The organism is Saprospiraceae bacterium, assembly GCA_026129545.1.
Lineage (GTDB): Bacteria > Bacteroidota > Bacteroidia > Chitinophagales > Saprospiraceae > M3007.
The window spans coordinates 120,730-145,776 of the sequence record JAHCHX010000006.1 but is presented as its reverse complement, the minus strand read 5'-3'; the positions used below and the strand labels follow the sequence as shown (position 1 = coordinate 145,776).

At 53.4% G+C, this 25,047-nt stretch carries 22 protein-coding genes; 11 read left to right on the top strand and 11 right to left on the bottom strand.

Going from position 1 to position 25,047, the window contains the following annotated elements; genetic code table 11:
• Nucleotides 1–444: 444 nt before the first annotated feature.
• The 8 genes from KIS77_22805 to KIS77_22770 form a co-directional block, all read right to left on the bottom strand.
• Nucleotides 445–3,801, bottom strand: coding sequence for an efflux RND transporter permease subunit (locus KIS77_22805; protein MCW5925165.1), 3,357 nt, complete (start codon nucleotides 3,799–3,801; stop codon nucleotides 445–447).
• A gap of 149 nt (nucleotides 3,802–3,950) precedes the next feature.
• The gene (locus KIS77_22800) at nucleotides 3,951–4,571 is read right to left on the bottom strand and encodes an FMN-binding negative transcriptional regulator (GenBank protein MCW5925164.1); all 621 of its coding nucleotides are present in this window, start codon (nucleotides 4,569–4,571) and stop codon (nucleotides 3,951–3,953) included.
• Between the two features lie 42 nt (nucleotides 4,572–4,613).
• The gene (locus KIS77_22795; protein MCW5925163.1) at nucleotides 4,614–5,741 is read right to left on the bottom strand and encodes an efflux RND transporter periplasmic adaptor subunit; all 1,128 of its coding nucleotides are present in this window, start codon (nucleotides 5,739–5,741) and stop codon (nucleotides 4,614–4,616) included.
• Nucleotides 5,742–5,838: 97 nt separating this feature from the next.
• Nucleotides 5,839–7,164: a TolC family protein gene (locus tag KIS77_22790; protein MCW5925162.1), complete on the bottom strand. Its 1,326-nt coding sequence runs from the start codon at nucleotides 7,162–7,164 to the stop codon at nucleotides 5,839–5,841.
• Nucleotide 7,165: 1 nt separating this feature from the next.
• Nucleotides 7,166–7,771, bottom strand: a complete 606-nt coding sequence (locus KIS77_22785; GenBank protein ID MCW5925161.1) for a TetR/AcrR family transcriptional regulator — start codon at nucleotides 7,769–7,771, stop codon at nucleotides 7,166–7,168.
• A 182-nt stretch (nucleotides 7,772–7,953) separates the two neighbouring features.
• Nucleotides 7,954–8,523 carry a peptide deformylase gene (def, locus tag KIS77_22780; GenBank protein ID MCW5925160.1) on the bottom strand — a complete coding sequence of 190 codons (570 nt, stop codon included), beginning with the start codon at nucleotides 8,521–8,523 and terminating at the stop codon, nucleotides 7,954–7,956.
• A gap of 56 nt (nucleotides 8,524–8,579) precedes the next feature.
• Nucleotides 8,580–9,002, bottom strand: coding sequence for a Holliday junction resolvase RuvX (gene ruvX / locus KIS77_22775; GenBank protein ID MCW5925159.1), 423 nt, complete (start codon nucleotides 9,000–9,002; stop codon nucleotides 8,580–8,582).
• Between the two features lie 152 nt (nucleotides 9,003–9,154).
• Nucleotides 9,155–9,691: a class IV adenylate cyclase gene (locus KIS77_22770; protein MCW5925158.1), complete on the bottom strand. Its 537-nt coding sequence runs from the start codon at nucleotides 9,689–9,691 to the stop codon at nucleotides 9,155–9,157.
• A 212-nt stretch (nucleotides 9,692–9,903) separates the two neighbouring features.
• Between KIS77_22770 and KIS77_22765 the strand changes: the two genes are divergently transcribed.
• The 4 genes from KIS77_22765 to KIS77_22750 all read left to right on the top strand — a co-directional run bounded on the left by KIS77_22765 (nucleotide 9,904) and on the right by KIS77_22750 (nucleotide 14,652).
• Nucleotides 9,904–10,620: an SDR family oxidoreductase gene (locus tag KIS77_22765; protein MCW5925157.1), complete on the top strand. Its 717-nt coding sequence runs from the start codon at nucleotides 9,904–9,906 to the stop codon at nucleotides 10,618–10,620.
• A 706-nt stretch (nucleotides 10,621–11,326) separates the two neighbouring features.
• The gene (trpB, locus tag KIS77_22760; GenBank protein ID MCW5925156.1) at nucleotides 11,327–12,517 is read left to right on the top strand and encodes a tryptophan synthase subunit beta; all 1,191 of its coding nucleotides are present in this window, start codon (nucleotides 11,327–11,329) and stop codon (nucleotides 12,515–12,517) included.
• 95 nt (nucleotides 12,518–12,612) lie between these two features.
• Entirely contained in the window at nucleotides 12,613–13,452 is an 840-nt protein-coding gene (trpA, locus tag KIS77_22755) for a tryptophan synthase subunit alpha (protein MCW5925155.1), read from the top strand.
• A gap of 78 nt (nucleotides 13,453–13,530) precedes the next feature.
• Nucleotides 13,531–14,652 (top strand): bifunctional 3-deoxy-7-phosphoheptulonate synthase/chorismate mutase type II, encoded by a 1,122-nt coding sequence (locus KIS77_22750; protein ID MCW5925154.1) that lies wholly within the window; start codon nucleotides 13,531–13,533, stop codon nucleotides 14,650–14,652.
• Between the two features lie 18 nt (nucleotides 14,653–14,670).
• On the opposite strand, the gene KIS77_22745 is transcribed toward KIS77_22750, so the two are convergent.
• Together KIS77_22745 and KIS77_22740 are read right to left on the bottom strand one after the other, a co-directional pair.
• A complete protein-coding gene (locus KIS77_22745) occupies nucleotides 14,671–16,029 on the bottom strand; it encodes a vanadium-dependent haloperoxidase (protein ID MCW5925153.1) in 1,359 nt (452 codons plus the stop codon).
• A gap of 150 nt (nucleotides 16,030–16,179) precedes the next feature.
• The gene (locus tag KIS77_22740) at nucleotides 16,180–16,713 is read right to left on the bottom strand and encodes a dCTP deaminase (protein MCW5925152.1); all 534 of its coding nucleotides are present in this window, start codon (nucleotides 16,711–16,713) and stop codon (nucleotides 16,180–16,182) included.
• Nucleotides 16,714–17,127: 414 nt separating this feature from the next.
• On the opposite strand from KIS77_22740, the gene KIS77_22735 reads away from it, so the two are divergent.
• The 3 genes from KIS77_22735 (at nucleotide 17,128) to KIS77_22725 (ending at nucleotide 20,989) form a co-directional block, all read left to right on the top strand.
• A complete protein-coding gene (locus KIS77_22735; protein ID MCW5925151.1) occupies nucleotides 17,128–17,487 on the top strand; it encodes a CoA-binding protein in 360 nt (119 codons plus the stop codon).
• 32 nt (nucleotides 17,488–17,519) lie between these two features.
• Nucleotides 17,520–18,584, top strand: a complete 1,065-nt coding sequence (locus KIS77_22730; GenBank protein MCW5925150.1) for a hypothetical protein — start codon at nucleotides 17,520–17,522, stop codon at nucleotides 18,582–18,584.
• A 125-nt stretch (nucleotides 18,585–18,709) separates the two neighbouring features.
• Nucleotides 18,710–20,989: a T9SS type A sorting domain-containing protein gene (locus tag KIS77_22725; GenBank protein ID MCW5925149.1), complete on the top strand. Its 2,280-nt coding sequence runs from the start codon at nucleotides 18,710–18,712 to the stop codon at nucleotides 20,987–20,989.
• Nucleotides 20,990–20,999: 10 nt separating this feature from the next.
• Here KIS77_22725 and KIS77_22720 read toward each other — a convergent pair whose 3' ends face one another.
• Entirely contained in the window at nucleotides 21,000–21,695 is a 696-nt protein-coding gene (locus tag KIS77_22720) for an NUDIX hydrolase (protein ID MCW5925148.1), read from the bottom strand.
• A gap of 435 nt (nucleotides 21,696–22,130) precedes the next feature.
• Between KIS77_22720 and KIS77_22715 the strand changes: the two genes are divergently transcribed.
• From KIS77_22715 to KIS77_22700, 4 genes are all read left to right on the top strand, one after another.
• Nucleotides 22,131–23,264, top strand: coding sequence for a hypothetical protein (locus KIS77_22715; GenBank protein ID MCW5925147.1), 1,134 nt, complete (start codon nucleotides 22,131–22,133; stop codon nucleotides 23,262–23,264).
• A 141-nt stretch (nucleotides 23,265–23,405) separates the two neighbouring features.
• Nucleotides 23,406–23,645: a hypothetical protein gene (locus tag KIS77_22710; protein ID MCW5925146.1), complete on the top strand. Its 240-nt coding sequence runs from the start codon at nucleotides 23,406–23,408 to the stop codon at nucleotides 23,643–23,645.
• Entirely contained in the window at nucleotides 23,645–24,040 is a 396-nt protein-coding gene (mce, locus tag KIS77_22705; protein MCW5925145.1) for a methylmalonyl-CoA epimerase, read from the top strand. The genes KIS77_22710 and mce overlap by 1 nt, the downstream gene beginning before the upstream one ends.
• Entirely contained in the window at nucleotides 24,025–24,921 is an 897-nt protein-coding gene (locus tag KIS77_22700) for a hypothetical protein (GenBank protein ID MCW5925144.1), read from the top strand. The genes mce and KIS77_22700 overlap by 16 nt, the downstream gene beginning before the upstream one ends.
• Nucleotides 24,922–25,047: the final 126 nt, after the last annotated feature.

Below are 25,047 nucleotides of genomic sequence, written 5' to 3'. Positions count from 1 at the left end.
GGGGGGGGGCAAAAATTGACTTTTTCATTGTCTCAAAAAATTTGGGAGGTGAGGGGAGTGGCGGCCTTTGGGCGCGGGGCGCCATTTGTTTCGCGCAACAAAGTTAGCCAAAAACTTTGCGGGCGGGCAAGGCTTTGGGGCGGAATTTTCCCCCGCGCGGGGCGTTTTTTGCCCAACAATGCGTTGCCGGGAAAACGTCTCTTGGGATAATACTTCCGTGTGCGGCGGTCGTTTCAAGCTTTTGCACGGCGGCGCTATTAACGGGAAGCCCCCGCCCGAGCAAATCGGGTGGGGGCTTCGTATTGATGAGAATTCAACTTATAGTCAACACAAGGTGGTTTTGAACGAACGACGCTTGCAATCCTTTGAAAATCATGCAAATCAATCAAGAGCATCCCTACCTTGCCAACCAGTTGGCTCAAATCCGCTTTAATCTGGGTATGCCTACACCTTCTTCTCCCACCAATCCACTACTTGCTTACCTTTCAGATACATGACAGGCAAGATGACGAGCGTGATGAACGTGGCGAAGCCGAGACCGAAAATAATCGTCCACGACAGCGGCCCCCAGAAGGCCACGGAGTCCCCGCCGAAGAAAATTTTCGGGTTGCCCGTTTCAAAAAGGCTGACGAAGTCAATATTGAAACCCACCGCCAGGGGAATCAGACCGAGAATAGTGGCGGTGGCCGTAAGCAGCACGGGGGTCATACGAATCCTGCCCGCCTCGATGACGGCTTCTCGAACGGCCATACCTCGTTCTCGCAAGATGTCGGTGAACTCGACCAACAATATCCCGTTGCGCACCACGATGCCCGCCAAGGCCACGATGCCCACGCCCATCATGATGACGGAGAAATCCATGTTGAATATCGCCATGCCGAGCAGCACCCCGATGATGGAGAACACAACTTCCGTGAGGATGATGAGTGTCTTGCCAATAGAGTTGAACTGCGTAACGAGGATGAGCAGAATCATGAAAATCGAGATGATGAGCGAGCGCCCCAGAAAGTTGAACGCATCCACAAATTCTTGGTCTTCTCCCGCAAAAGCCACTTTCACGCCGTCTTGCTGCGGATAGGCTGCCAATGCGGCTTTCACGCGATTGATGACTTGTGTTTGCTGGGGCTGATATTCTGCGGTGATGTTCGATGAAATGGTCACCATGCGCTCTTGGTCTTTGCGCCGAATGCCGCCGTAGGTGTTGGTGTATTTGACCTCAGCCAGGGCAGCCATTGGCACGGAGCGCAACACGCCGCCCATGTTCATGTCGCGGAACGTGATGTTCAGGTTTTCCACGGCGTTGATGTTGTCGCGCTGGTCTTTTTGAAGGCGGATATTGACCGGGATTTCGTCCTCGCCATCTTTGAATTTTGTGGCTTCTTTGCCCAGAATGGCGGTGCGGAACTCGCCACCGATTTGGGCGGTGGAGATGCCTTCGCGGTTGGCGCGGTCGCGGTCTATTTGGATGCTGATTTCGGGCTTGGACACGATGAGGTCGCTGCGCAGCTCTTCCACGCCGGGAATGGCGAGGGAGTCCAAATAGCGTTTCACGGCCTGCGACACGGTGGACAATTGCTGGAAATCGTCGCCCGTGATTTCTACCGAGATAGGCTTGGGTGCAGGCGGGCCGCCCTGTTCTTGGTCCACCACGATTTCTGCCCCGGGGATGCTCCCTTTGGTGGCTTCCCGGATTTTGTCCATCAATTCTTTGGTGTTCGCGCCTTTGCGCTGGCTGAATTCCACGAAGGCCACGCCCACTTTGCCTTTGTTGGAAGTGGCGGAGCGGTCGAATTGGTCTTCGGAAGCGCCAAGCGCGACGTTGCTGATGACCGACTCCACGATGGGGTTGTTTTCTCCCAACACTCCCACCACGCGCTGCTCCAACACGCGAGTGAGCGAATCGGTCACTTTCACGTCGGTGCCTACGGGCAGGGTCATATAGACGTAGATGAAGTTGGGGTCGGCACTCGGGAAGAGGACGATGTTGGCTTGCCGCGAGGCGGTCATGAACAATGAAAAGAAGAGCAGGAAGGTGGTGCCGCCCAACATGGTCCAGGGGCGGTCGAGGGCAAATTTGAGAAACTTGGCATAACCGGTCTGCACGGCGGGCCAGCCTTTTTGCTGGAACCACCGAACGGCTTTTTCCAACACAAAGCGATACAGCACGACAAACAAGGCGCAGGTGACGGCGAAATTGCCCAGCCCAAAATTGCCGGAAGCATAGAACCAAAGTGTGGCGAGCGCAAACAGCGCGTAGCCCGCGATGGTGCGGCGGCGCTTTTTGGCGGGGTCAATGACTTTGCCCTCGCGTTTCGGGTCGCCCATGAACCACACGGCGAACACGGGATTGATGATGTAGGCCACCAACAACGAGGCCGTGAGCGTGATGATGATGGTGACGGGCAGGTAGTGCATGAATTTGCCAAAAATACCGCCCCAGAACACCAACGGGACGAATGGCGCGAGCGTGGTGGCGGTGCCTGACAACACGGGGAGGAACACCTCGCCGGCGGCCTTTTTGGCGGCTTGCACGATGTTCAACTTAGGCTCGTCGTGATAAATGCGGTGCGTGTTTTCGATGACCACGATAGCGTCGTCCACCACGATGCCGAGACCGAGCAGGAAGGCAAAAAGCACAATCATGTTGAGCGTGAAACCCAAACTCGGCAATACCATGAAGGCAATGAACATGGAGAGCGGCACGGCCAGCGCCACAAAAATGGCGTTGGTGGCTCCCATGAAAAACATCAGAATGAGCGCCACGAGGATGAAGCCGATGACGATGGTGTTGATGAGGTCGTGCAGCGTGACGCGGGTGGCGCGGCTTTGGTCGCCGGTGATGTTGACTTCGAGGTTGGGCGGGAACTCGTTGGCTTTCATCTCGTCCACGACTTCCTTGATTCTGTCGGAGGCGTTGATGAGGTTTTCGCCGGCGCGTTTGATGACGTTGAGCGATATGACGTTTTTGCCGTTGAGGCGGCTGTAGCTTTCTTGCTCCTGATGCCCCATTTTCACCTCGGCCACATCCTTGAGGTAGAGCATGGCGCCCGACTGCGAGGCGACGATGATGTTTTTGATTTGTTCCACATCCTTGAAGTCGCCGCGTATGGAGACGGAGCGGGTCATGCCGCCGATGTCCACGTTGCCTGCCGAGATGGTCATGTTTTCAAAAGCCAGCGCGTTTTCGATGTCGCGGAAAGTAAGGCTGGCGGCGTTCAGTTTGTATTTGTCCACGTTCACCTGCACCTCTTTGTCCAAAGCGCCCACGAGGTCAACGCGGGTGATTTCGCGCATCTCTTCGATGCGGTCTTTGAGCTTGTCCGCGTAGTCTTTGAGCTTGTCGAGGCTGAAATCGCCTGCGATGTTGACGTTCATAATGGGGATTTCGGAGATGTCGAACTCCGTCACGGCGGGGTCTTCCAGCAAGTCGGTCGGAAGGTCGCGTTTGGCTTTGTCCACCGCGTCTTTCACTTTTTGCTTGCAGATGACCACGTCGAGGCTGGTGTTGAACTCCACGATGATGCTGGAGAAGTCCTGCACGGAGTTGGAGGTCACCTTTTTCACCCCGTTGATGCCCTTCAATTGTTTTTCGATGGGCTTGGTGACCAATTGCTCCATGTCGCTCGGCGATGCGCCGGGGTAGATGGTGGAGACGAAAATGGTCGGCACCACCACATCGGGGAACTGTTCTTTGGGAAGCGAGTTGTACGACATCAAACCCGCGAAGGTGATGAGCACGGTGATGATGAATATGCTCGTCCGGTTGTCAATGGACCAGCTGGTGGGTTTGAATTCTTTCATCAGAATTATGAATTATGGATGATTCGTCTTGAGTTTAGGATTCAGTTGGGTGTTTTTGTGGGAAATTTGGAACATGGAAGCAATAGTAACCACGTACTAAATGGATGCTTGCTATTTGAGAGTAATCAATGAACTTATTGGGCCACTACCTACGATTTTGCGTAAATCTCCCGCATCATCTTTCCCACTTCCCGCGCCGCGCCATCCTCGTTTTCCAGCAAATGCGCCGCGACGTTTGCCTGTTCTCGCGAGCTTTTGTTCTGACTCAGTTTTCGCTTGGCTTCCCATTTTTCCACAGGCATTTCAAAAGCCACAATGCCTTTCACCAGCGCGTTTTTGTAGTCCTGCGAGAGCCGCGCCCATTGTTCAAGGTATTCTTTCTCGAAAGCGTGCATTTGCTTTTCGAGCAGGTCGAAGGCGGCTTTTTCTTCCCGGAGCAGTCGCGGCGCACCATACACATGTACAGCGACGTAATTCCAAGTCGGCACGTTTTGCTCTTTCTCGTAGAGGCTGGGCGAGATGTAGGCGTGTGGCTCGCTGAATATCACGAGCGCCGTTTGTGTCTCCAAGTTTTTCCATTGCGGGTTGGCTTTGGCAAAATGTGCCAGCAAGCGCAGCCCGCCCGTCTTCGTCTCTTCCACCACGAACGGCAAGTGCGTGGCAAAAAGATGCTCATCCACTTGCGACACGATGGCCGCAAAGTTGAATCGCTGCATGAAGGACACGACCTCGGCCTGTTCGGCGAATGAAAATTGAGGTGGGACGTACATCTGAATGGCGGATGTCGGAATGAAGAAGCCGTTGCGCCACTATCAGAAAGCGACGGTCTCTCCGTTGTTCACATCTTGAAAACCAGTCGAAATCACAAAGTCGCCCTTTTTGAGGCCGGAAGCGATTTCCACCATGCCATTGTAGTTGCTGCCCTGCTTCACGGCCGCTTTTTTGGCGGTCGCCTGCTTTTCCCCATTTTTTTCGGCCACCATCACGAAATCGCCGTCCTCGGCAGTCTGAATCAGGTTGACAGGCACCACGAGGGCGCTGGGGTTTTGATAGTCAATGATTTTCATCACAGCCACCATGTTGGCGCGATAATCGGGGCTGCCGGGCAACGCGCACTCCACCGCGAACGTGCGCGTGTTGGGGTCAATGGTTTTGCTGACGTAGGTGACCCGAGTGCTGATTTCTTTTTTCAAATCAGGGAAAAACACGGTCACTTGGTCGCCTTTTCGCACTTTGGCCGCATAAGCCTCCGTCACGTTGCCCACCACTTTCAGCTGGCTGAGATTGATGATGTTGCAAAGTGGCACCCCCGGCGAAATCGCTTGGCCGACTTTCAGGATGACCATGTCCACCGTGCCGCTGATGGGGGCGTAGATTTTGGTCTGGCCCCAGTTTTCCTTCATGGTGGCGATGGCGTTCTCCAAGCTTTCCTTTTGCGACTTGGCTTGGATGAACTGCACTTCGGTGCCGATTTTTTGCTCCCACAAGCCTTTCTGGCGGTTGTAGATGTCTTCGGCGGTTTTGAGCTGGCTTTCCAGCTCGGCGAGGCTTTTGAGCATCACGCCGTCGTCCACTTGGGCGAGGAGCTGGCCTTTCTTCACTTGGTCGCCATTTTTCACCAACACACGGGTGAGGGTGCCGGGCATTTTGGCGGTCACGGGCACGTTTTCTTCTGCGTCCACGCGCCCTTGCAGGTCAATGTAGTGGCGAAACACGGTGGGGTTCATCTCGCTGAGACCAACAACCTTCACGCGCCTTTCCGCGCCGTTCGTGTTGCCGACTACTTTTTCCAACGCAGCGATTTCGGCTTCTATTTGGGCTTTTTGGTCTTTAAGTGCCGCCAATTGGACGGCTGGGTCGGGCGAGCCGCCGCCACAGGCAGAGAGTAGCGCGACGACTGCGCCGAAGGTGAGAATCTGGAGGAGGTCTTTATTTTTCATTTTTGAAAATTAGTTTTAAAACTCTGAAAATCAGGTAGCATGAGAATAAAAGCATGGCTGGTGGTCGGTTTTTGAAATGGAGGAATGACGAGAGGTGTTAGTTCGTGCCCAATGCTTTTCTCAATGCGGTTTTTGCCGACAACAGGTCGTATTGAGCCTGCATTAGACTTTGCTGCGCGGCGTAGAGTGACTGCTCGGCTTGGGTGATTTCAAAACTGGAGCCGATGCCTGCTTTGTATTTGGTCTGGGTGGTGTCGTAGATGCGCTGCGCGAGGTCGAGGTTTCTGATTTGGTTCATCATGCGTTCTTGCGCGTTGAGATATTGCTTGCGCGCGTTCTCGACCTCGAAGGTGATGACGTTTTCGAGCAATTGTTTTTGCGTTTCGATGGTCTGCTCGGCGATGATGGCTCGCTCGCGCTTGGCTTTCGTGCCGCCGCCATCCCAAATCGGGACGCTGATGGACACGCCTGCGACGGCGGCCGGGATGAAAAACCACTTGGTGTCGTCGCCGAAGCCGCCTTGCCAGCCGGGTTGGTACTGCACGAAGCCTGCCACGGTAGGCATCCATGGCTTGCGGTAAATCTCGGTCTGAAGGGTGTTCAGTTCGCGCCCTTTGAGCAGTTGAACGTATTCAGGGCGGTTCATCAGGTTGAGCTCGGCAGCGAAGTCGGCCTCCCCGTATTCGGCCAGCAGTTTTTTGAGGTTGTCGGAGGGGGTGAGCGGTTCGGCGATGGGTTTGCCCATGGCGAGCTTGAGGGCATCCACCACGATTGCTTGTTGACGCACGAGGTTGTTGCGCTCGCTTATCAGGGTGGAGCGGGAGAGTTCGAGCCTGTCCACGTCGAGTTGTTCGGCAAAGCCGGCTTGGTTGATGGCCTTCGTCTCGTTGAGGAGCTTCTCCACGTTGCCTATGTTCTTGTCGAGAATGGCGAGGTTCTCGGTGAGGAGCAGGGCAGGCAAATAAGCGTCAATGACCTGATTCCGAACCTTTTGCTTGGCTACGGCCATTTGCACTTGCACATAATCGCGGTAGTATTCGGATGCTTTCAGCGCGATGCGATAGCTGTTGCTGAAAAAAAGTTGGTTGAGAGAGAGGCTGGGCGTGAGGCTGTGATAAGCGTTGAAATAGACTTTCTCGTCGCCGCCCCCGGGGAAAAGGGCGCTCTGCGGGATGCCGGGGCGTTGAATGAAATACTGGTAGTTGAGTCCCCCGGAGAGTTGTGGCAAACCAGTGGCCTTGTTTTCCTTGATTTGCCAGTCCGCATCGCGTATCTGCAACTGGGCCACTTTTATGTCGGGATGGTTGCTCTGAGCATAGTCAATGCAATCCGATAGGCTCATGCTCGTTTGCGCGGCCACGCTGTGCAGGGAGAGGATTAGGATGCTGGCGAGCAGCGATTTGATGGAATGAAGAGGGTGCATGTCAGGATAGTTTTGCTTTCAAAATTTGTGACCCTTTTTCGGAAATGATGCCGTAGAGGTAGTGTTCCATGTATTCTTTGAAGAGTTTTTCGAGGGAATAAGGGGGCTTTGGGAAGATGCGCTCGTCGAACAGTTGGAGCATGGTGGCTATGTGCATTCGGGCCATGATGTCCGCGTCGAAATCAGCGCGGTAGAGGCCGTCGCGGATGCCCCATTCGAGGTTGTCGAGCACGATTTTGTACATGAATTCCCAAGTGAACTGCTCCATTTTTTCCCAAGCAGCCGGGTAGAAACGTTGCATCTCGAACACGATGTTCGACTTCATGCGGCCCAAATCCACGGCGTTGTATTGTATCACTTTGAGAATTTCGTCCAGCGCGTCGTTCGACTCTGCTCTTAGCGCCTCTGCTTGCTGGCAATCTTCATGTATGTGACGCTCCATCACTTTTAGCACGAGGTCATCTTTGTTGTCAACGAACTGATAGAGGGTTTTTTTGGAAATGCCCAGCTCTCGCGCCACGTCGTCCATCGTTAGGCTTTTTATGCCGTAGCGGAGAAACAACTCTTCCACTCGTTTCAGTAGTTTTTCCTGCTGTTCTGAAATCATGGTGCAAAAGTAACGGCGGAAACGTTTCGCGCAATAATCGTTTCTCGTGTGGAATCTGTTTTTCGACGAGCGTCAAATAAAATTCCATGAACGCGTTTTCGAGAGATGTTTTTCAAAATAAAAAAAGCCATTGCGCCGCCCAACGCGGCGCAATGGCTCAAAGTTCCTTCTTGGTTAAAGAATTACTTGGTGGCGGCAAATTTCATTTTGTAGTCGGTTTTGATTTTCCCGACCCGGATATCCTCTAATTTTCGCTGGATGAGCCGCTTCTTCAGCGGCTTCAATTTTTCGGTGAAAAGCACGCCCTCGATATGGTCGTATTCATGCTGCACCACCCGTGCGTTCACGCCGGTGAATGTTTCTTCGTGTTCCACGAACTGCTCGTCCAAGTAGCGCAGGCGTACGGACTCCGGGCGCTCCACGTCGCCGCGAATGCGCGGAATGCTCAGGCAGCCTTCCTCATAAGTCCAAGGCGTACCATCCTCTTCCATTTTTTGAGCGTTGATGAACACTTTTTTGAAGCCGTTGATTTTGGCTTTTTTTTCGTCGTCGTCGTCCAACTGGAGCGTGTCAACGACGAAAAGCCGGATGCCCAGACCAATCTGCGGCGCGGCCAGCCCAACCCCATCGGCGTGATACATCGTCTCCCACATACTGGCGATGAGCTCTTGCAAATCAGGATAATCCGCTTCAATGGGAACAGCTACCTTTTTCAAAACGGGTTGCCCGTAGGCGTAAATCGGCAATATCATTTTATCTGTGTGTTATAGTCGGTTCAAAGCAATTTTTCGGTCTTCGAAGACACCCTCTACCCCCCCCAAAAATGCTCCCGCATGTACTGCTCCAAAATCAGGGCTGCGGCGATTTTGTCCACCAAAGCCTTGTCGCGGCGTTTTTGTTTTTTGATGCCGCTTTGGAGAATGATTCGCTTGGCCTCATTGGAAGTGTATCGCTCGTCTTGCCGGATAACGGGTTTGTCGGGGAAAAGTTTTTTCAGTTTTTCGGCAAAAACATCGGCCTGAGGCGCTATTTGGGCAGGGTTGCCATCGGGATGCATCGGCAAGCCGACCACGAAACTTTCCACCTCTTCCTCTGCGCAGTATTTTTTCAAAAAATCAAAAGCCTCGTGTGTTGCCACGGTCGTCAGTGCGGTGGCGATGATTTTCAGGGGGTCAGTCACCGCGAAGCCGGTGCGTTTGAGGCCGAAGTCAATGGCGAGGATGCGTCCCATAAATTTGGGCGACAAAGGTAGAAAAAATGCGTCTATACCCAGATTAAAGAGGATTTGAGGATGTTCTTGATTGATTTGTATGATTTTCAAAGGATGATTGCGAGCGCTGTTCGTTCAAAACCACTTTGCGTTGACTATAACGCGCACCAGCCTCACTTGCCGCGCTCGCTGGCTGGGAGAAGCAAGTCGCTGTAAGAAGCCGCCACAATGTCGTCGGGTAGGATGCTCAACATAGCCATAAAATGGGCGCATTGTGCCTGTAAGCGTTCCAGCGGAATGTCGGGGTTTGTTGCGATGGCTTCAATCTCAACGAACTGCCCCAAGCCCTCCAATTCGTCCAAGTGAAACTTTACGTTTTCGATGAAATAAATCTCGCGGCGTTTTTTCACCTCTACCCACACGCCCAGTGCCCTCGTGAGGATGTTTTTCAATGCTGCGGCATCGGCTACCGGGGCAAGCGCGACATCGGAGACTCTTGCCTCCGCATCATCGCTTCGCTGGTAGTGAATCAGGTTGTTTTCGATGTTTCCTTGCCGCAATTTGAGCCGCCCGGCACCCATCGGCATCTTGAAATAGGTGTCTGTCTGGAAATCCGTGCCGCGCGGTTCGGCACCGTTGGCGAGCAGCCAGACGCGGATGTCGGCTTGACGCGAGGTGCGGGCTTTTACTTCAAAATTCAGGTGCTGCATTTTTATGTCTTGATTCGCCAAGATTTAATGAAGGGCTGATAGTTGCCATTTTTTCCCTCAAAATTATGTCTGAATTTGAAATGCACCTATATGATATTGACAAACACCTAATTACGCCCAACCACCATCATCTTGAATGGGAGGTATCCATCCAAGCAAGCCCCCGACATCATGCAGCAACCATTTGCCCTTTGCCGCGTTTACCCGCCACTATGAATCATTTACACGGAAAAACAGCCCTCATCACCGGGGGCAGCAAAGGCATCGGCTACGGCATCGCCGAAAGCTTGCTCAAAGAAGGCATGAACGTCGCCATCACCAGCCGCCATCAGGAAACAGCCGACGCGGCGGCCCGCCAACTCTCCACCATCGGCACCGGAAAACTGCTCGCCATTGCTGCCGACGTGCGGGACTGGGACGCGCAGAAGAATGCCGTGGCTCAAACGCTCGAAACCTTCGGCAGCCTCGATGTGCTCATCGCCAACGCTGGGTTGGGACACTTCGCGCCCGTCACGTCGCTTACCCTCGAACAGTGGCACGAAACCATTGATACCAACCTGACTGGTGTTTTTTACAGCCTCAAGGCTGCGGCGGATGCGCTCATTCGAGCCAAAGGTTATTTCATCAGCATCGCCAGTCTTGCCGGCACCAATTTTTTCGCCAATGGGTCGGCCTACAACGCCAGCAAGTTCGGTCTGGTGGGCTTCACTCAAGCCGTCATGCTCGACCTGCGCGATGCTGGGGTCAAATGTTCCACCATTATGCCGGGGTCGGTGGCCACGCATTTCAACGACCACGAACCGAACCCGGCCGACGCATGGAAGATTCAGCCCGAGGATTTGGGTCAAATGGTGGTGGATTTGTTGAAAATGAACCCGCGCACCCTGCCAAGCAAAATCGAGGTGCGGCCAAGCCAGCCGCCTAAATAAATTGACATCGCGAATGAGGAGGTGAAATTTCTTGGCATTTGATGTTCAACCTCTTATTCAGGCGGTGATTTGGAATCACCGCCTGAATAGTCACGTTGTCTGCATTTTCTGCCGTCCGCAGGGTTGCAAGATCCGCGCACGGCAGAAATTTTATGATGATGGAAAAATTCATGAAAATTTTCCGATAAACTCCCTGAATCTTTTCCTTGTCTCTTGTCGTTGTCGTACGTCTCGCCGACGACGCTTCTTGTGGGGATGTGCGGCAAAAGGTAGGCAATAATTCGCGCTCGCCGAGCGGCAAGAGTCACATACCATACTGCTGGATTTTTTCAAATTTGCCACGAAGTCACAAAGACGCTAAGCAAAATACGCATTGATTTTCCACCTTTTGTGCCTTTGTGCCTTGCGGCACAAAAAAAGGTGAAGTGAAAAAAAAGCCGTTCAGCGAATCGAGATATATACCTCGCGCCGCCAGGTCTTGGGCACGGCTGCAATCGCAATCTGCTCAAAATCAAGGGGCATCAATCATGCTCATCCGACAAATCCTAGCGAGTCAAGGTATAATTTGAAGCAGCGCCCTGTCTGCCCTTGCATAATCGGAAATTGTTTTTGAATCTTTGCATCATTGTACTGATACAATGTTGCAATTGAAATGGAACTGACGCAAACCGCATATAAGGACTTGATTTTGGGGCCGGAAGAAGGGATGGCCTACGGCGGCACGTTTGTGCCGGAGGTGCTGCTGCCCAGCCTTCACGAGATAGCCGATGCTTTTGAGGGAATCAAAAACGACGAGTGTTTCGTCGCCGAGTTTCACCATGCGCTCCGCACTTTTTCTGGTCGCCCCACTGCGTTCACGCCCCTGCCGCGTCTTTCGGCTATGCTTGGCGGCGCACAGGTTTTTCTGAAAAACGAGGGTCTGAACCACACCGGGGCGCATAAAATCACGCATTGCATTGGGCAAATCCTGCTGGCGAAAAAACTGGGCAAGCGACGCATCATCGCCGAGACGGGCGCTGGTCAGCACGGCTATGCCACCGCTGCCGTGTGTGCCCGCATGGGGCTGGATTGCACGGTGTACATGGGGCGCAAAGACTACGAGCGCCAGCGCCCCAACGTGTATTGGATGGAGCTCTTGGGCGCAAAAGTGGCGGCGGTGGACGACGGCGACCAAACCCTCAACGACGCGGTCATCGCTGCTTTTAAGGATTGGGTGGCGCATCCTGAGAGTTATTACCTGCTTGGCTCGGCGGTGGGGCCGCGTCCATATCCCGCGATGAACACTTTTTTTCAAAAGGTGGTGGGGGAGGAAATTCGTCGGCAGTGTCAGGCCGCCACTGGGCGTTTGCCCGATTATTTGGTGGCGTGCGTGGGCGGTGGCTCCAATGCGCTGGGTATGTTCTTCGATTTTCTCGACGATGGGAGCGTGACGCTTGTTGGCGTGGAGGCGGGTGGGCGCGGCTCCGCGTCGGGCGAACACGCGGCAAAGATGAGGCAAGGCAAGTTGGGGATTTTCGAGGGCTATCACTCCTATTTTTTGCAGGACGACGATGGCAATATCGCGCCTACGCACTCTGTGTCGGCGGGGCTGGATTACTGCGGTATCAGCCCCATACTGGCTTTTTTGGCGGACGAGGGTCGCGTTCGGTTTGAGACGGCGAGCGATGAGGCGGCTTTGGCGGCGGTCAAAACACTTGCGCGGACGGAGGGCATCATTCCGGCTTTGGAGTCGGCTCATGCTTTTGCGCATGCTTTTGAGTTGTCTGCCCGATTGCCCAAAGACTGCATCGTGGTCGTGAATGCCTCTGGGCGCGGCGAGAAGGATTTGTTTATCACGATGCGGCATTTTCAGGAAGAAAGCCTGCGGGATTATGCGCGGCATTTGCTGGCGTTTTGAGGGAGCTGAGGGGTTGACACGCTAAGTTTTTACAAAAAAGCAACAGAACTGGTCAGTGAATCGGGAACACGAGCCAAAAAATACACTTGTCAGGCATGAACACATTGGAAAAAACAGGAGGGTTCTCTTTGATGAATGGGGCCTTTCGGAAAGGGCAGTTGCCCATCATGGCGCACCTCGTCGTGGGTTATCCGAGTCTGGAAGAAAGCTTGCGCACGGCTGAAGCTTACATCCGCGCCGGGGTGCAGGTGCTGGAACTTCAAATTCCGTTTTCGCACCCGACGGCGGATGGCCCTATCATCACGGCGGCTTGCCGGGAGGCGGTGCGGCAGGGCGTGACGGTGCGCGATTGCGTCGTCGCAATCGCCGCGTTGCGCAAGCGGCATCCTTCGCAGGAAATCGTGGCGATGTCGTATCTCAATCGCATTTACGCTTTTGGCTGTCAGCGATTTATGGGTGAAATGGAGGCATTGGGGGTTCAGCATTTGCTCGTGCCCGATTTGCCGGTTGACCACATTGATTTTCCAGGTTTTCAAAATTTGAGAAATCGCCGGGTAAAACTCGTTCCGGTACTTGCTGCCAACGTCTCCGATGCTCGTTTGGAAAAACTGCTTCGAATGGGCTTTGATTTTTTTTACCTGATGTCGGATTTCAAAATCACGGGCAGCGCGTTCGGTTTGCATCCGCGATTGAGGGAGGTCGTTGCGCGAATCAAATCCCATCCGGTCGCCCCCTGCCAGTCAGCCAATCCCCCATTCCCGCGAGTCGGTATCGGATTCGGCATTTCCACCCCCGAACAGGCGCGGGTGGTGGTGGAGGCGGCGGACTTGGCGATTGTCGGCTCGGCGCTCATTCAGGCGCAGGGCGAGGGGCGATTGGATGCTTATTTGGACGCGCTTAAAAATACCTTTGCGCCAGCAACCGAGTGCGCGTGATTGTTGTTTTCAAAAAAAATTGAAAGTTGAGTCAGCTTCAAAAATACGCAACCCAAGACCTGTAAATCTTTGTTCAAAATGCAATTCCAACCCATTTTCGATAAAAAACGTCCTGTGCTCATCGCTGGCCCTTGCTCGGCGGAGACGGAGGAGCAGGTGCTGGCGACGGCGCACGGGCTCGCGAGATTGGCCGAAAAGCCTGCGATTGACCTATTCCGGGCAGGGATATGGAAACCCCGCACGCGCCCCGGCGCTTTTGAAGGCATCGGCACGCCCGGCCTGAAATGGCTCCGCCGCGTGAAGGAGGAGACGGGGCTGCGCGTCACGACAGAGGTCGCCAATGCTCAACACGTCTATGAATGTCTGAAATACGGCGTGGATGTGCTGTGGATTGGCGCGCGCACCACGGTGAACCCATTTTCAGTGCAGGAAATCGCCGATGCTTTGGAGGGAACGGATATGCCGGTGCTCGTGAAGAATCCCGTGAACCCCGACTACAAGCTTTGGGTGGGCGCCATCGAACGGCTGCACAAGGCTGGTTTGCGGCGCATAGCGGCGGTTCATCGCGGTTTTTCGACTTATGGCGACTCAAAATATCGCAACGTGCCGCGCTGGCAAATGCCGATTGACTTGATGCAGGAGTTCCCCGATTTGGAGGTGATTTGCGACATATCGCATATCTGTGGGCGGCGCGACATTCTGGCCGAGACCGCGCAAAAAGCCTACGACCTTAACTACGATGGCCTCATGGTGGAGGTGCATCCCACGCCCGACGGAGCATGGAGCGACGCGGCGCAACAAATCACACCCGAACAATTTGGCGAGATGGTCGGCTCGCTCATTCGCCGTGCGGTGACGACCGACGACCCCGATTTTCAGGAGCAAATCGAGCAGTTCCGCCATCAGATTGACGAGTTGGACGAGGAAATCATTCACCTCATCGCGCAGCGAATGCACCTCGTGCGCGAAATCGGATATGTGAAAAAGGATAAGAACGTCGCCATTCTGCAACCCGAACGCTGGCGCGCCTTGGTGGAGGCCTGCCACCATCGGGCCGAAAAGAACGAGTTGAGCCGCGAGTTCACCAACCTGTTTTTGGAAGCCATTCACCAAGAGGGCATCGAGCAGCAAGAGCGCATCATGAACGACGGGGTGGCGGCAGCCGAGGCGCCTTCGCATGGGCTTTGGTTCGACGACTGACCCCCCCCTTGTCATGTGTTACTTGCTTCCCACTGCTTTGCTGCCTTTGCGGGTTTTCACCTTTTCAGACACATATTGCCCCACCTCGTAGCCGTTTTTCAGGCCTTTCACGTTGCCCGTGCGATAGTGAATGCCGCCGTAGAGTCGGCTCATGCCTACCTCCTCGGAAGCTTCTTTGAAGGAGCCAAAAGTGCGCGGGGGTATCCCGAATTCCATTTCCGTGCTATCGGTGAATGAGAAGTTGTCGCCGTAAAGGTTGGTCAACACGGTAGCGGCGGCGGCGGATATGGTGCTGTGCCCGCTTGAATGTTCGGGGAATGGCGGGGTCTGAATCAGCGGCGACCATTCAGGGTCAATGTATTGGTTGATGTACGATTCCGGGCGGATGAGGTTGTATTCGTACTTGGCGTACCAACAGGAGATGAAGCCATCAACCAACGCGCAGGCAACTTTCACATACGTTTCAGCCGAAAGCATCATGTCGGCGTTGGCTTTTCGGCAGGCATGGCTGGCGATGTTCATCCAGTGTCCGCCGGGGCTGATTTTTTTCACGCCTACCATCAGGTGGCCGCTCACGTCCATGCGGAAGGGGTTGTCGTCCCAATACCACGCCGTCGAGTCCTGCCAAGGGGTCAGGTTTTTCACGATTTCATACACTTCCATGGCCTCTTTGTGAAAGGCGCTGCCCTTGGCGGTGCTGAATGGTTGGTGGGGGTCGCATTTGAATTGGTTGGCCGAGTCCAGCACCCAGGGTCGAATGGTGCGCCAATGTGGCTCCAAAGCGTCGGCGTATTGGGGTGGGGTGGGGCGCCAGCGCGAGGGGTCTTTGGTGTCAATGGTGAATTTGGGGGCGCTGCGCGTTTGTGCGTAGTTGTCGGTTTTTGACCAATCCAAAATGTGTTTGGCCACCGCCTCGCCGTATTCCATCGAGCGTTTGTACACATCGGGCGGCATATTCATCAGGGTAAAATCCTCGAAGATTTTTTCTTTCAAATCTTGGATGTCCCCTTCGGAAAAGACAAGTTGTTTGCCCACTGTCAGCATCGCGTTCACGCTGGCCAGCGGGAAGCAGTATTCTTTGCCAGCCTCTGGCTGAGGGCCGGGCTTCAGCCCATTGAGTTGGCCCGCCAAGCTTTGATATTCGGGGAACCCCGGAATGAGCGCCTCGTAGCCCGCCACCGTGGAATAGGCATAGATACGCGCCGAGATGGGGGGCGCAAAAATGTCGTGGCGGATAATCTCGGTGATGCGCCGCACCCCTGCGTGCAGAAATTCCGGGTTGTTGGCCTGTTTGGGGTAATCCTTGTTGTATTCTTTGCAACCGGGCAACCACAGAAGCGTGGCCAGCGCGGCGCAGACGAGTAGTTTGTAACTCATTTTCGCAAAAAAATTATTTTTCAAAAACGCTCTTTCAATCGCGGTTTGGTCAATTGCGGGCCGCGAAACTTTTGCATTCAAAGGTAGAGCGGCCACCCAAGACACTGGATTAGAAACTGCTTAAAACGCTCCCCACCACTTTCCCCGCCCTCAAAAATTCCTCCACATCATGCTTTCCACGGGCTTGTCGGTGCGAAGGTTGTATTTGGCATCCCGTTTTTTGTTGTAGTAGTTCTCGATGTCGCCATCCACCCTGAAATAAATCAATTGGCCGATGGGCATTCCAGCATAGACGCGCACGGGTTGCACACAGGAAATTTCGAGCGTCCATGTGTTGGAAAAACCCACGTCGCCTTTGCCAGCCGTCGCGTGGATGTCAATGCCCAAACGCCCTACACTACTCTTGCCTTCCAGAAAAGGCACCGCGCTATGCGTTTCGGTATATTCTTCCGTGACACCGAGGTAAAGCGTGCCGGGTTGCAACACGAAGCCCTCTTCCGAGATTTCGAGCATTTCTATTTGGTTGTGCTTTTTGGCATCCAGCACCCGGTCTTGATAAACAGCCAGAAATTTGCCCAAATGCACGTCGTAGGAATTGGTGCCCAGGCACTCGCGGCGGAAAGGCTCAATGACGATTTCGCCGTTGCCGATGCCTTCGAGGATTTTTTTGTCGGTCAGAATCATGTTTGGAAAAATAGCCGGCGGGTTTTCGTCCGTCCCTTGTCTTGATAAGCGGGCAAAAGTACCCCATTGCCTTGAAATAAAACGGTGTGCCTAACTTTTTACCCTACATATTGTTTCTGCGGCGACCTTTGCGAAAGGGTGGAAGGTGGAGGGTATAGGGTTGGGCTGATGGTTGCAGGTCGTTGCTACCGACGTTTCGCCCCGCTGTGGCCGGGGGGTATGTTCATGGTCGTTGCTACTCTCTCATATTGAAACTATACCTCGCGCCGCCAAGTTTTGGGCATGGCTGCAATAGCAATCTGCTCAAAATCAAAGGCATCAATCATGAACATCTGACAAATCCTAACGAATCAAGGTATGTTTTCACCAATATAACCCTCTACCTTCTACCCTCCATCCAAATTTTTTTGTTCGATGAAAAAGACCCTTGTGCTTGGCGCTACCGACAATCCGGCTCGATATGCCTATCTCGCAGTGATGCGGCTGAAGCAACGCGGCCATGAGGTGGTGCCGTTGGGCAATCACGACGGCAGTGTGGAAGGCATCGAAATACTGAAGGGGCAGCCTCCTTTGGAAGGTATTGACACCGTGACGCTCTACCTCAATCCGCAGCGGCAACAAGCGTATCATGACTACATCCTGTCGTTGCGCCCGCGTCGCATCATATTCAACCCCGGCACCGAGAACCCAGAACTGATGCGATTGGCGCAAGAGCGAGGTATCGAAACGGTGGAAGGCTGTACCTTGGTCATGCTTTCCATCGGAGCCTATTGACATTCCTCAAACCACCCTAAACACATATCATCGTGAGATACCTATTTGCACTACCTGCTCTTTTTGCGCTTGTTTTTCTTTCATTTTCCTGCAAGGCCCAGACCACCGCACCCACACGCACTTTGTTGCTGGGGGCTGGTCGTGTGGCCATGCTGCTCGACAGCGCGGATGCGTCCCATGCCATCACGACCGACAAACACGACCGCTACTTCGAATTGGTGACGGCTTCGGAAATGTCCATTCAGATGAAACAGCCCCTTGCCGAGGGGCAGACCCGCGAAGGATTGCTGCCCGATTACATCCATTTTTTGAAAAGCGACGTGGAGGGCTTCTCTATTGCTGACGCGGAATTCATGGATAAGGTGTTGCGCAAAATGTTCAAGACGGTGGGCGAAGTCAATGCCAGCATTTTCCCAGACACTTTAAAGTTGATAAAAATCAAGGGCACGCACTACGGCGAGGGGGTGTGGTACACCCGCGACAACTGCATTGTCGTCCCCAAAGGAGAGTTGGAGGCCCAAAAAACCAACCCCTTCACCACGACCATGTATCACGAGCTGTTTCACGTTTATTCGCGGCTCAACCCCGCCAAACGTGCCCAACTCTATCGGCTCATCGGTTTTGAAGGCATCGGCTTGTCGAACCTGCGTCTTCCTGCGGCGCTGGCCGAGCGGGTGCTCTACAATCCTGACGGCGCTGATTTTGCGCAAAAAATCGCGTTGGCGACGGCGGAGAACACGACCATTCAGGCCATCCCGATTATCTATGCAAAAAATGTGGGCGCGAAGGAGGGACAGCGCGAGTTTTTCGGTTATCTGGAGTTCAATTTGTTTGAAATAAAATCGAACGGCGACGGCGTTTGGAATGTCGTGACGCAGGCCGATGGCTTTAGCAGTACCTTGAAATTGAATGAGCTGCCCGATTTTTTCAATCAAATCAAAGACAACACGGGCTACATCATTCACCCCGATGAGGTGCTGGCCGACAACTTTTCCTTCATCATGTTGGAAAAATCCAACTCACAGTACACTTCCAAATTCTCGGCTGGGGGCAAAAAACTCTTGCGCGACATGGAGGCCATTTTGAAAGCAAAATAACGCCTTGCCGTCGGGGGCGCCGCTCGATTTTTCGCCAGCCCTTGACGCTCCTTCACTTATCGCCCATTGGCTTGCCTGATTCGGCATAGGTTTGCGACATGACTTTTTTTAAACCACCTTTCAATATGCGCTACACCCTGCTTTTTACCCTCGTGCTGTCTTATTGCGCGACTGCTATTGCCCAAATGCAAATGTTCCAACGCATCACCGCGCCTGTCTTTAAAGATGGTGTCGAACTGGCCTATCCGTTCACGGGTGGGCTGAACAATCCGCAGTTCAACGTGGCAGATTTGAACAACGATGGCATTCAGGACTTGGTCATTTTCGACCGTGGGGGCAATGTGGTGCTGACGTTCATCAATCGCGGCATACCCGGCGAGCCGAGCTATGAATATGTCTGGCAATATGCCTGTTTTTTCCCAAAAGTGGTGAATTACATGGTCATGCGCGATTTCAACAAGGATGGCGCTATGGATATTTTCTGCGCTGCCTTGCAAGACGGCTCGCAGGAGATGCAGGTTTTTCAAGGCTATTATGAAAACAATGTGTTGAAATTCAAGCCAGTTTCTTTCTATTATCCGGGTTGCAATTTCTGCAATCCCTTGCATATCTGGTACCCCAGCCTTTCGGGCGTGGGCAACTGGAGCAATCTTTCGGTGGCGAGCTCCGATGTGCCTTCCATTGACGACATTGACGGCGACGGAGATTTGGACATCGTGACGTTTGCGGCAGGCAACACGACGCATCTTTGGTACCTGCGCAATGAATCGGTGGAGATGGGTTATGGGCTTGACAGCCTGAAATTCAGGCTGGTGGACAATTGTTGGGGGCGCTTTTACGAAGATGGGTTCAGCGGATGCCGCGCCGTGCTCAGCTGCCACCCCGACTCGTGTGCGCCCTGCTCCAATGGCTTTGGCCTTCAGGCGGACGACCGCGAGCAGCGACACCCCGGTGCGACCGTGCTCACTTACGACCACGATGGCAATGGCGTCAAAGATTTGATTTGGGGCAACATCACCAACGATTGTCTTGGGTTCATCTACAACGGCGGCACTGCCGAGAAAGCATGGATGACCTCGCAGGACACGCTTTTTCCCTCGTTCAACACGCCAGTCAATTTGCCCAAGTTTCCCGCAGCGTTTTATCTCGACATTGACAATGACGGGAAAAAAGACCTCATCGTGTCGCCCAACAATCCCACCGTGGGAGAAGACCGCAACTGTGTGTGGTTTTACAAAAACACGGCAAACACGGGCCACCAGTTCGAGCTGCAAACAAAAAACCTGTTTGTGGAAAACATGATAGATGTAGGCTCCTCAACTCACCCGGCCATCGCCGATGTGGATGGCAACGGATTGCTCGATTTGGTGGTGGGCAACAACGGCTTTTTCACGCCACCCAGCAACTTCAACAATGGCCGGCTCTATCTTTTCCTGAACATCGGGACCCCCAGCGAGCCTCGATTCATGCTGGCCGACGAGGATTGGCTCGGACTGTCGCAATATACCCCAAACGACTACGATTTCGCGCCTGCTTTTGGCGACCTCGACGGCGACGGCGACCTCGACCTTTTGGTGGGCAGCGTGGGCGGCGCGCTCTATTGTTTTCGCAACACCGCTGGCCCGAACAACCCCATGACATTCCAACAGGATTTCAACCCTATGTGGGTCTCCATGTATGTGGGCACTTCCTCCACGCCCGCCATTGTGGACCTCGACGGCGATGGGTTGCAAGATGTGGTGATGGGCGAGTTTCAGGGAAACATCAATTTTTTCAAAAACATCGGCACCCCGACCACCCCTCTTTTCAACAGCCTGCCCACGATTCAGAAAATCGGGAACATTGACACCGACCTTTTCCCCGGCGCGCCAGGCTACAGCGCCCCCGCCTTCTTTCAGACACCCGAAGGGCTTCGATTGGTCACGGGTGGCATCAAAGGCCAATTGGAGGCTTACAGCGACATCACAGCCACCGCTTCTCCATACACGCTCATCTCTCTGACTTGGGGCAATGTGGATGAGGGCAACCGCAGCTGCCCCGCGTTCGCAGACCTCGACGGCGACGGTATTTTGGAAATGGTGGTAGGCAACCAGCGCGGCGGCTTGAGTCTTTACAAAACTGTCATGGCGGACTGCGAGGTGCCCGTGAGCGCCAAGGAACCCGCCGCTTCGCTACCGCTTTCCGTAAGTCCCAACCCTGCCCGAGATTGGGTGCTGATATTGATTCCCTCAGAAGCGCCGGCCCGCTGGCAATCTTTCAACGCGCTGGGTCAGTTGGTGGCGCAAGGGGAATCCTTTAGCGGGAGTTTGCAGCTCTCCGTGGGGCATTGGCAGCCAGGCATCTACTTTGTCGAAGTGGTAGCCGAGGGGCGGCGCGGTGTGGCGAAGGTGTTGGTGCGGCAATGATGAGCAGCAATCAAATATCGAAGCTGTAACCCACCGCTACCAACTGTTCGTATTTGTCTTTGTCAAACTGATACAGTTTCGCGGGGCGGTGCGCCACGCCCTCCTGTACCTCATTGAGGTCGTGCAACAGATTGGTAGAAAGTATTTTTTTGCGAAAATTACGCTTGTCAATGCCTTTGGGTGGCGCGAGAATAGCCTCGTAGAGTAGCTGCAACTCCGTCAGGGTAAACTTGGGTGGCAGCAGCTCAAAACCGATGGGAGCCATTCGCACCTTGCGTTTCAGCCGTTTCAGACAACTGTCGAGGATCTCGTTGTGGTCAAAAGCCAGCTCGCCTACTTTCGATACCGAATGCCACTTGGCCGATTGCGCAAAGGAGGCAGGCGTGACGGTGTAGTCGCTGATTTTTATCAATGAAAAATAGGCAATCGTGATGACGCGCCCCAAAGGGTGGCGGTCCACGGCGCCGAACGTGCGCACTTGTTCCAGATATACGCCACGCAGGCCCGTCAGCTGTTCGAGCACGCGCTCGGCAGCGGTGTCCAAATCTTCATTGGGATAAACCAAATCGCCGGGAAGTGCCCATTTGCCCCGGTAGGGTGCCGCGCCACGCTGGATGAGCAGGATTTTCAAATCACCGCCGTCAAAACCAAAAATAACATTGTCAACCGAAAACGCGGACTTAAAAAAGCTCTCAACTTCGCTCATAATTTTTTGCTGCTTATAGGTCGTGCCAAAATTACAGCCTTATTGTTTTTTCTACACCAAAGGGGAGCTAAAAATAGTTTTTAAAGAGGCGAGATAGTCTCGCCCCCCCCCACTACTGATATTTTCAAATTAGCCACGAAGTCACAAAGCAAAATACTCATTGATTTGCCGCATTTTGTGCCTTTGCGTCTTTGCAGCACAAAAATGATGTCCAGTGGTGTGGTCTCTTCCCTCACACCACACCCCAAAAAACAAGCCTCGAAACTATCTGGCAGAATTGTATCTGGAATACGCTGAGTGGTGGTTTTGCCGTTTATTCCGCTGTTTGTCAGAGCGTGATACAATTGAATCTCATACTTTTGTGCGCACTTTGGCAGAATAATTGTTCAAATGCGATAATCTCTAAATCCGATTTTTCGCCTTAACATCCCAACCATGCAAATAGATATACCTGCGCACATCGAGAAACTCCTTTTTCTACACGATACGCTGACGATCCCCGGTTTTGGTTCATTCACGGCCACCAAAATCTCTGCCACTGCCGATTATGTCGGCGGCACGGTGAGTCCTCCCTCCAAATCATTGACATTTAGCGAAAATATCACTTCCGATGACGGCATCTTGGTGAACGACGTGGCACTCACGCACGGGATTTCTGCCGAAGAGGCTCGCCAAATCGTCCAGAACTTCGTGCAGGACACCCAATCCAAACTCGACCAACGCGAAATCGTGACCCTGCCCGCCGTCGGGAGGCTTTACAAAAACTACGTTCAGAAAATTCAGTTCCTCCCCGACACGACGAATTTCAGCCCCGAATCTTTTGGCTTGCCGCCGCTCCAATTCTCGCCCATCGCCCGCTCCCGCGAGGTGGAAAAAACCGCAGAAGCGCCGCCGCCCGCACCCGCGCCCGGCTCCACCATCCGTACCAACACAACGCCTCCACCGCCACCCGCCACCACCATCAAAACCCCGCCACAGACGGCCACTCCCCCTGCGGTTGCGACGGAACCATACGTCCCGTCGTCGGCCCGTGCCGGAGGAGCAAAATGGGCCACCGCATTGGGTATTTTCCTTCTTTTGTGCGCACTATCTGGCGGCTATTGGCTCTGGCAACACCAGAAAGCAAAACTGGCCAACGCCAACAAACAAAGAGACGAGCAAGTAGAACCGCTCCTGCCCGGTGCTGGCAAGACCAACGAAGCGCCCAAAAAAACCGAACAACTGGTAGCCGTGGATGAAGTGCCTGCCACGCCGGAAGAAGAAAATGAGAGAAAGATACAAGAATCCATTGCGGAAAGAACCCAAGCTGCCCGTGAAGAGGTCAAAAACGCCATCCCTAAAGGCGCGCGAGAGTGCATTCTTATCGTGGCCACCCTCCGAGAGAAAGCCAACGCCGACCGCTTGGAGCAGATGTTGAGCGAAGAGGGCTTTGAGGTCTATTCGCTGCAAAAAAATGGCCATCAGGTCGGCATACGATTCCACTACACCCAAGCAAAAGAAGTGCAAGAGAAGATTGTCACGCTGCAAAATTTGACGGGTGAAAAAAACATTTGGATAAAGAAAAAGTAAAAACTTAGGCAAGAGGGCAGTCGGCAGAAGGTAGAGGGTCGTGAGGCTTGCTTTTGGACTACATACTATTTCAGTAGACTTGTTGCGGTGGAGGGCTTTGAGTGAAGGGGATTGTCATTTTTTCGACTGGCAAGGCAAATTTTGCAGTCGAAATCGGGTATATTCGGCGAAAAATTTAACGAAGCCAGTCGGAAAAAAGGCTTTCCCTTCGCCAAAGCCCTCCACCGCAACAAGTCTAGTAAAGATGAAATCAGCCTTCAACCTTCTACCCTCGATCTCCTGCCTAAGTTTTTACAAGAAAAAATAATTGAACAGCAGAAGGTTGGGGGCATCTCGAACAAAAAACAAGTCCCTCCACCTTCCACCCTCCACCCTCCATGATTCGCATAGACCACATTGGCATAGCCGTCAAAAACATGGATGAAAGCAACGAGCTTTTTCGCAAATTGCTTGGCCAATCCCACTACAAAGTCGAAACGGTGGAAAGTGAGCAGGTAGCCACCTCTTTCTTTCGCATCGGCGAAAGCAAAATCGAACTGTTGGAGGCATCCGGGCCGGAAAGCCCGATTGCGAAATTCATCGAAAAACGAGGGGAAGGCATTCATCATATTGCTTTTGAAGTGAGCGATATACGCGCCGAAATCGAGCGCCTCGAAGCAGAGGGATTCATCCCGCTCAATCGCGAACCCAAGCGTGGGGCAGACAACAAATTGGTCGCTTTTCTGCATCCTAAATCGGCCAACGGGGTTTTAGTCGAATTGTGTCAGGGCATATAGACTCTCCTTATTTTACATCCGCCATGCCCAACGATTACGACCGCATCATCAAGGAAAACATAGAACCGCTCCAGTTGCCTTTGCTGCGTAAGGTGCTGGGCTTCGACCCGCCGCGCCTCGTCCCTTTGGAAGCCAAGATACAAGCCACGCTCGAGCGGGAGATGGACGACATCAAACGGGTGGTGCACGACGACCCCGCCGATGACTATGGCCTGCAGACGGAGTTTCATGTGACGGACGAAGACCTCCGAGCACGCAACTTGCTGCACTACGGCCTGTTCTACCACAAGTACCGCATCCCGTTGCGCCAAATCGTGATTTACCTCGGCGTGAGCGAGCCGACCCGAATCGTGAACAACGTGCTGGACATCCGTGGGCAGCGGCTCGAGTTCGAGGTAGTGGTCTTGAGGCACATCCCGAAAGAGACCTTCATTGATTCGGAGGTGCCGGAGGAGGTCTTGTTGGCGGTGCTGTGCGATTTTGGTCAAGACCAGCCGGCATCAGTAGTGAGGCAAATTTTGTGGAACCTCAAAAAAATCGTCAAACGGTCGGAGCGTTTGAAAAAATATCAGAAACAACTGTTAGTTTTGTCTCGGCTACGCAAGTTGGAATCCATCACCAAAACAGAGGTATCTGCCATGACCATTCACTATGACATCAAACAGGATGGCCTTTATCAGGAAGGTCTTGAAAAAGGCATCGAGAAGGGCATCGAGAAGGGCATCGAGAAGGGGCTTGACCTCAAAGAGCGAGACTTTGTCCTGCGTTTATGGAACACGGGAGAGTTCACGCTCGGCAAGATAGCCTTTCTGACGGGAGTGGCGGAAGAGCGGGTGAAGCAGATTATCGAACAGGATGCCTCCGCTCAACCCAAGCATTGAAGTAACCCGCATAGACGATAGATGCTTTTCGCCACCGGGTTTTGGGCATGGCTAAAAGCACAATCTGTTCAAAATCAGAGAGAGCGAGCATGGTGAACTGACAAATCCTTGTGAATCAAGGCACAC

Bases quoted from the DNA above. Each gene is read 5' to 3' on its own strand.
- KIS77_22805 (MCW5925165.1), bottom strand. From the start codon at position 3,801: ATGAAAGAATTCAAACCCACCAGCTGGTCCATTGACAACCGGACGAGC.
- KIS77_22800 (MCW5925164.1), bottom strand. From the start codon at position 4,571: ATGTACGTCCCACCTCAATTTTCATTCGCCGAACAGGCCGAGGTCGTG.
- KIS77_22795 (MCW5925163.1), bottom strand. From the start codon at position 5,741: ATGAAAAATAAAGACCTCCTCCAGATTCTCACCTTCGGCGCAGTCGTC.
- KIS77_22790 (MCW5925162.1), bottom strand. From the start codon at position 7,164: ATGCACCCTCTTCATTCCATCAAATCGCTGCTCGCCAGCATCCTAATC.
- KIS77_22785 (MCW5925161.1), bottom strand. From the start codon at position 7,771: ATGATTTCAGAACAGCAGGAAAAACTACTGAAACGAGTGGAAGAGTTG.
- def (MCW5925160.1), bottom strand. From the start codon at position 8,523: ATGATATTGCCGATTTACGCCTACGGGCAACCCGTTTTGAAAAAGGTA.
- ruvX (MCW5925159.1), bottom strand. From the start codon at position 9,002: ATGGGACGCATCCTCGCCATTGACTTCGGCCTCAAACGCACCGGCTTC.
- KIS77_22770 (MCW5925158.1), bottom strand. From the start codon at position 9,691: ATGCAGCACCTGAATTTTGAAGTAAAAGCCCGCACCTCGCGTCAAGCC.
- KIS77_22765 (MCW5925157.1), top strand. From the start codon at position 9,904: ATGAATCATTTACACGGAAAAACAGCCCTCATCACCGGGGGCAGCAAA.
- trpB (MCW5925156.1), top strand. From the start codon at position 11,327: ATGGCCTACGGCGGCACGTTTGTGCCGGAGGTGCTGCTGCCCAGCCTT.
- trpA (MCW5925155.1), top strand. From the start codon at position 12,613: ATGAACACATTGGAAAAAACAGGAGGGTTCTCTTTGATGAATGGGGCC.
- KIS77_22750 (MCW5925154.1), top strand. From the start codon at position 13,531: ATGCAATTCCAACCCATTTTCGATAAAAAACGTCCTGTGCTCATCGCT.
- KIS77_22745 (MCW5925153.1), bottom strand. From the start codon at position 16,029: ATGAGTTACAAACTACTCGTCTGCGCCGCGCTGGCCACGCTTCTGTGG.
- KIS77_22740 (MCW5925152.1), bottom strand. From the start codon at position 16,713: ATGATTCTGACCGACAAAAAAATCCTCGAAGGCATCGGCAACGGCGAA.
- KIS77_22735 (MCW5925151.1), top strand. From the start codon at position 17,128: ATGAAAAAGACCCTTGTGCTTGGCGCTACCGACAATCCGGCTCGATAT.
- KIS77_22725 (MCW5925149.1), top strand. From the start codon at position 18,710: ATGCGCTACACCCTGCTTTTTACCCTCGTGCTGTCTTATTGCGCGACT.
- KIS77_22720 (MCW5925148.1), bottom strand. From the start codon at position 21,695: ATGAGCGAAGTTGAGAGCTTTTTTAAGTCCGCGTTTTCGGTTGACAAT.
- KIS77_22715 (MCW5925147.1), top strand. From the start codon at position 22,131: ATGCAAATAGATATACCTGCGCACATCGAGAAACTCCTTTTTCTACAC.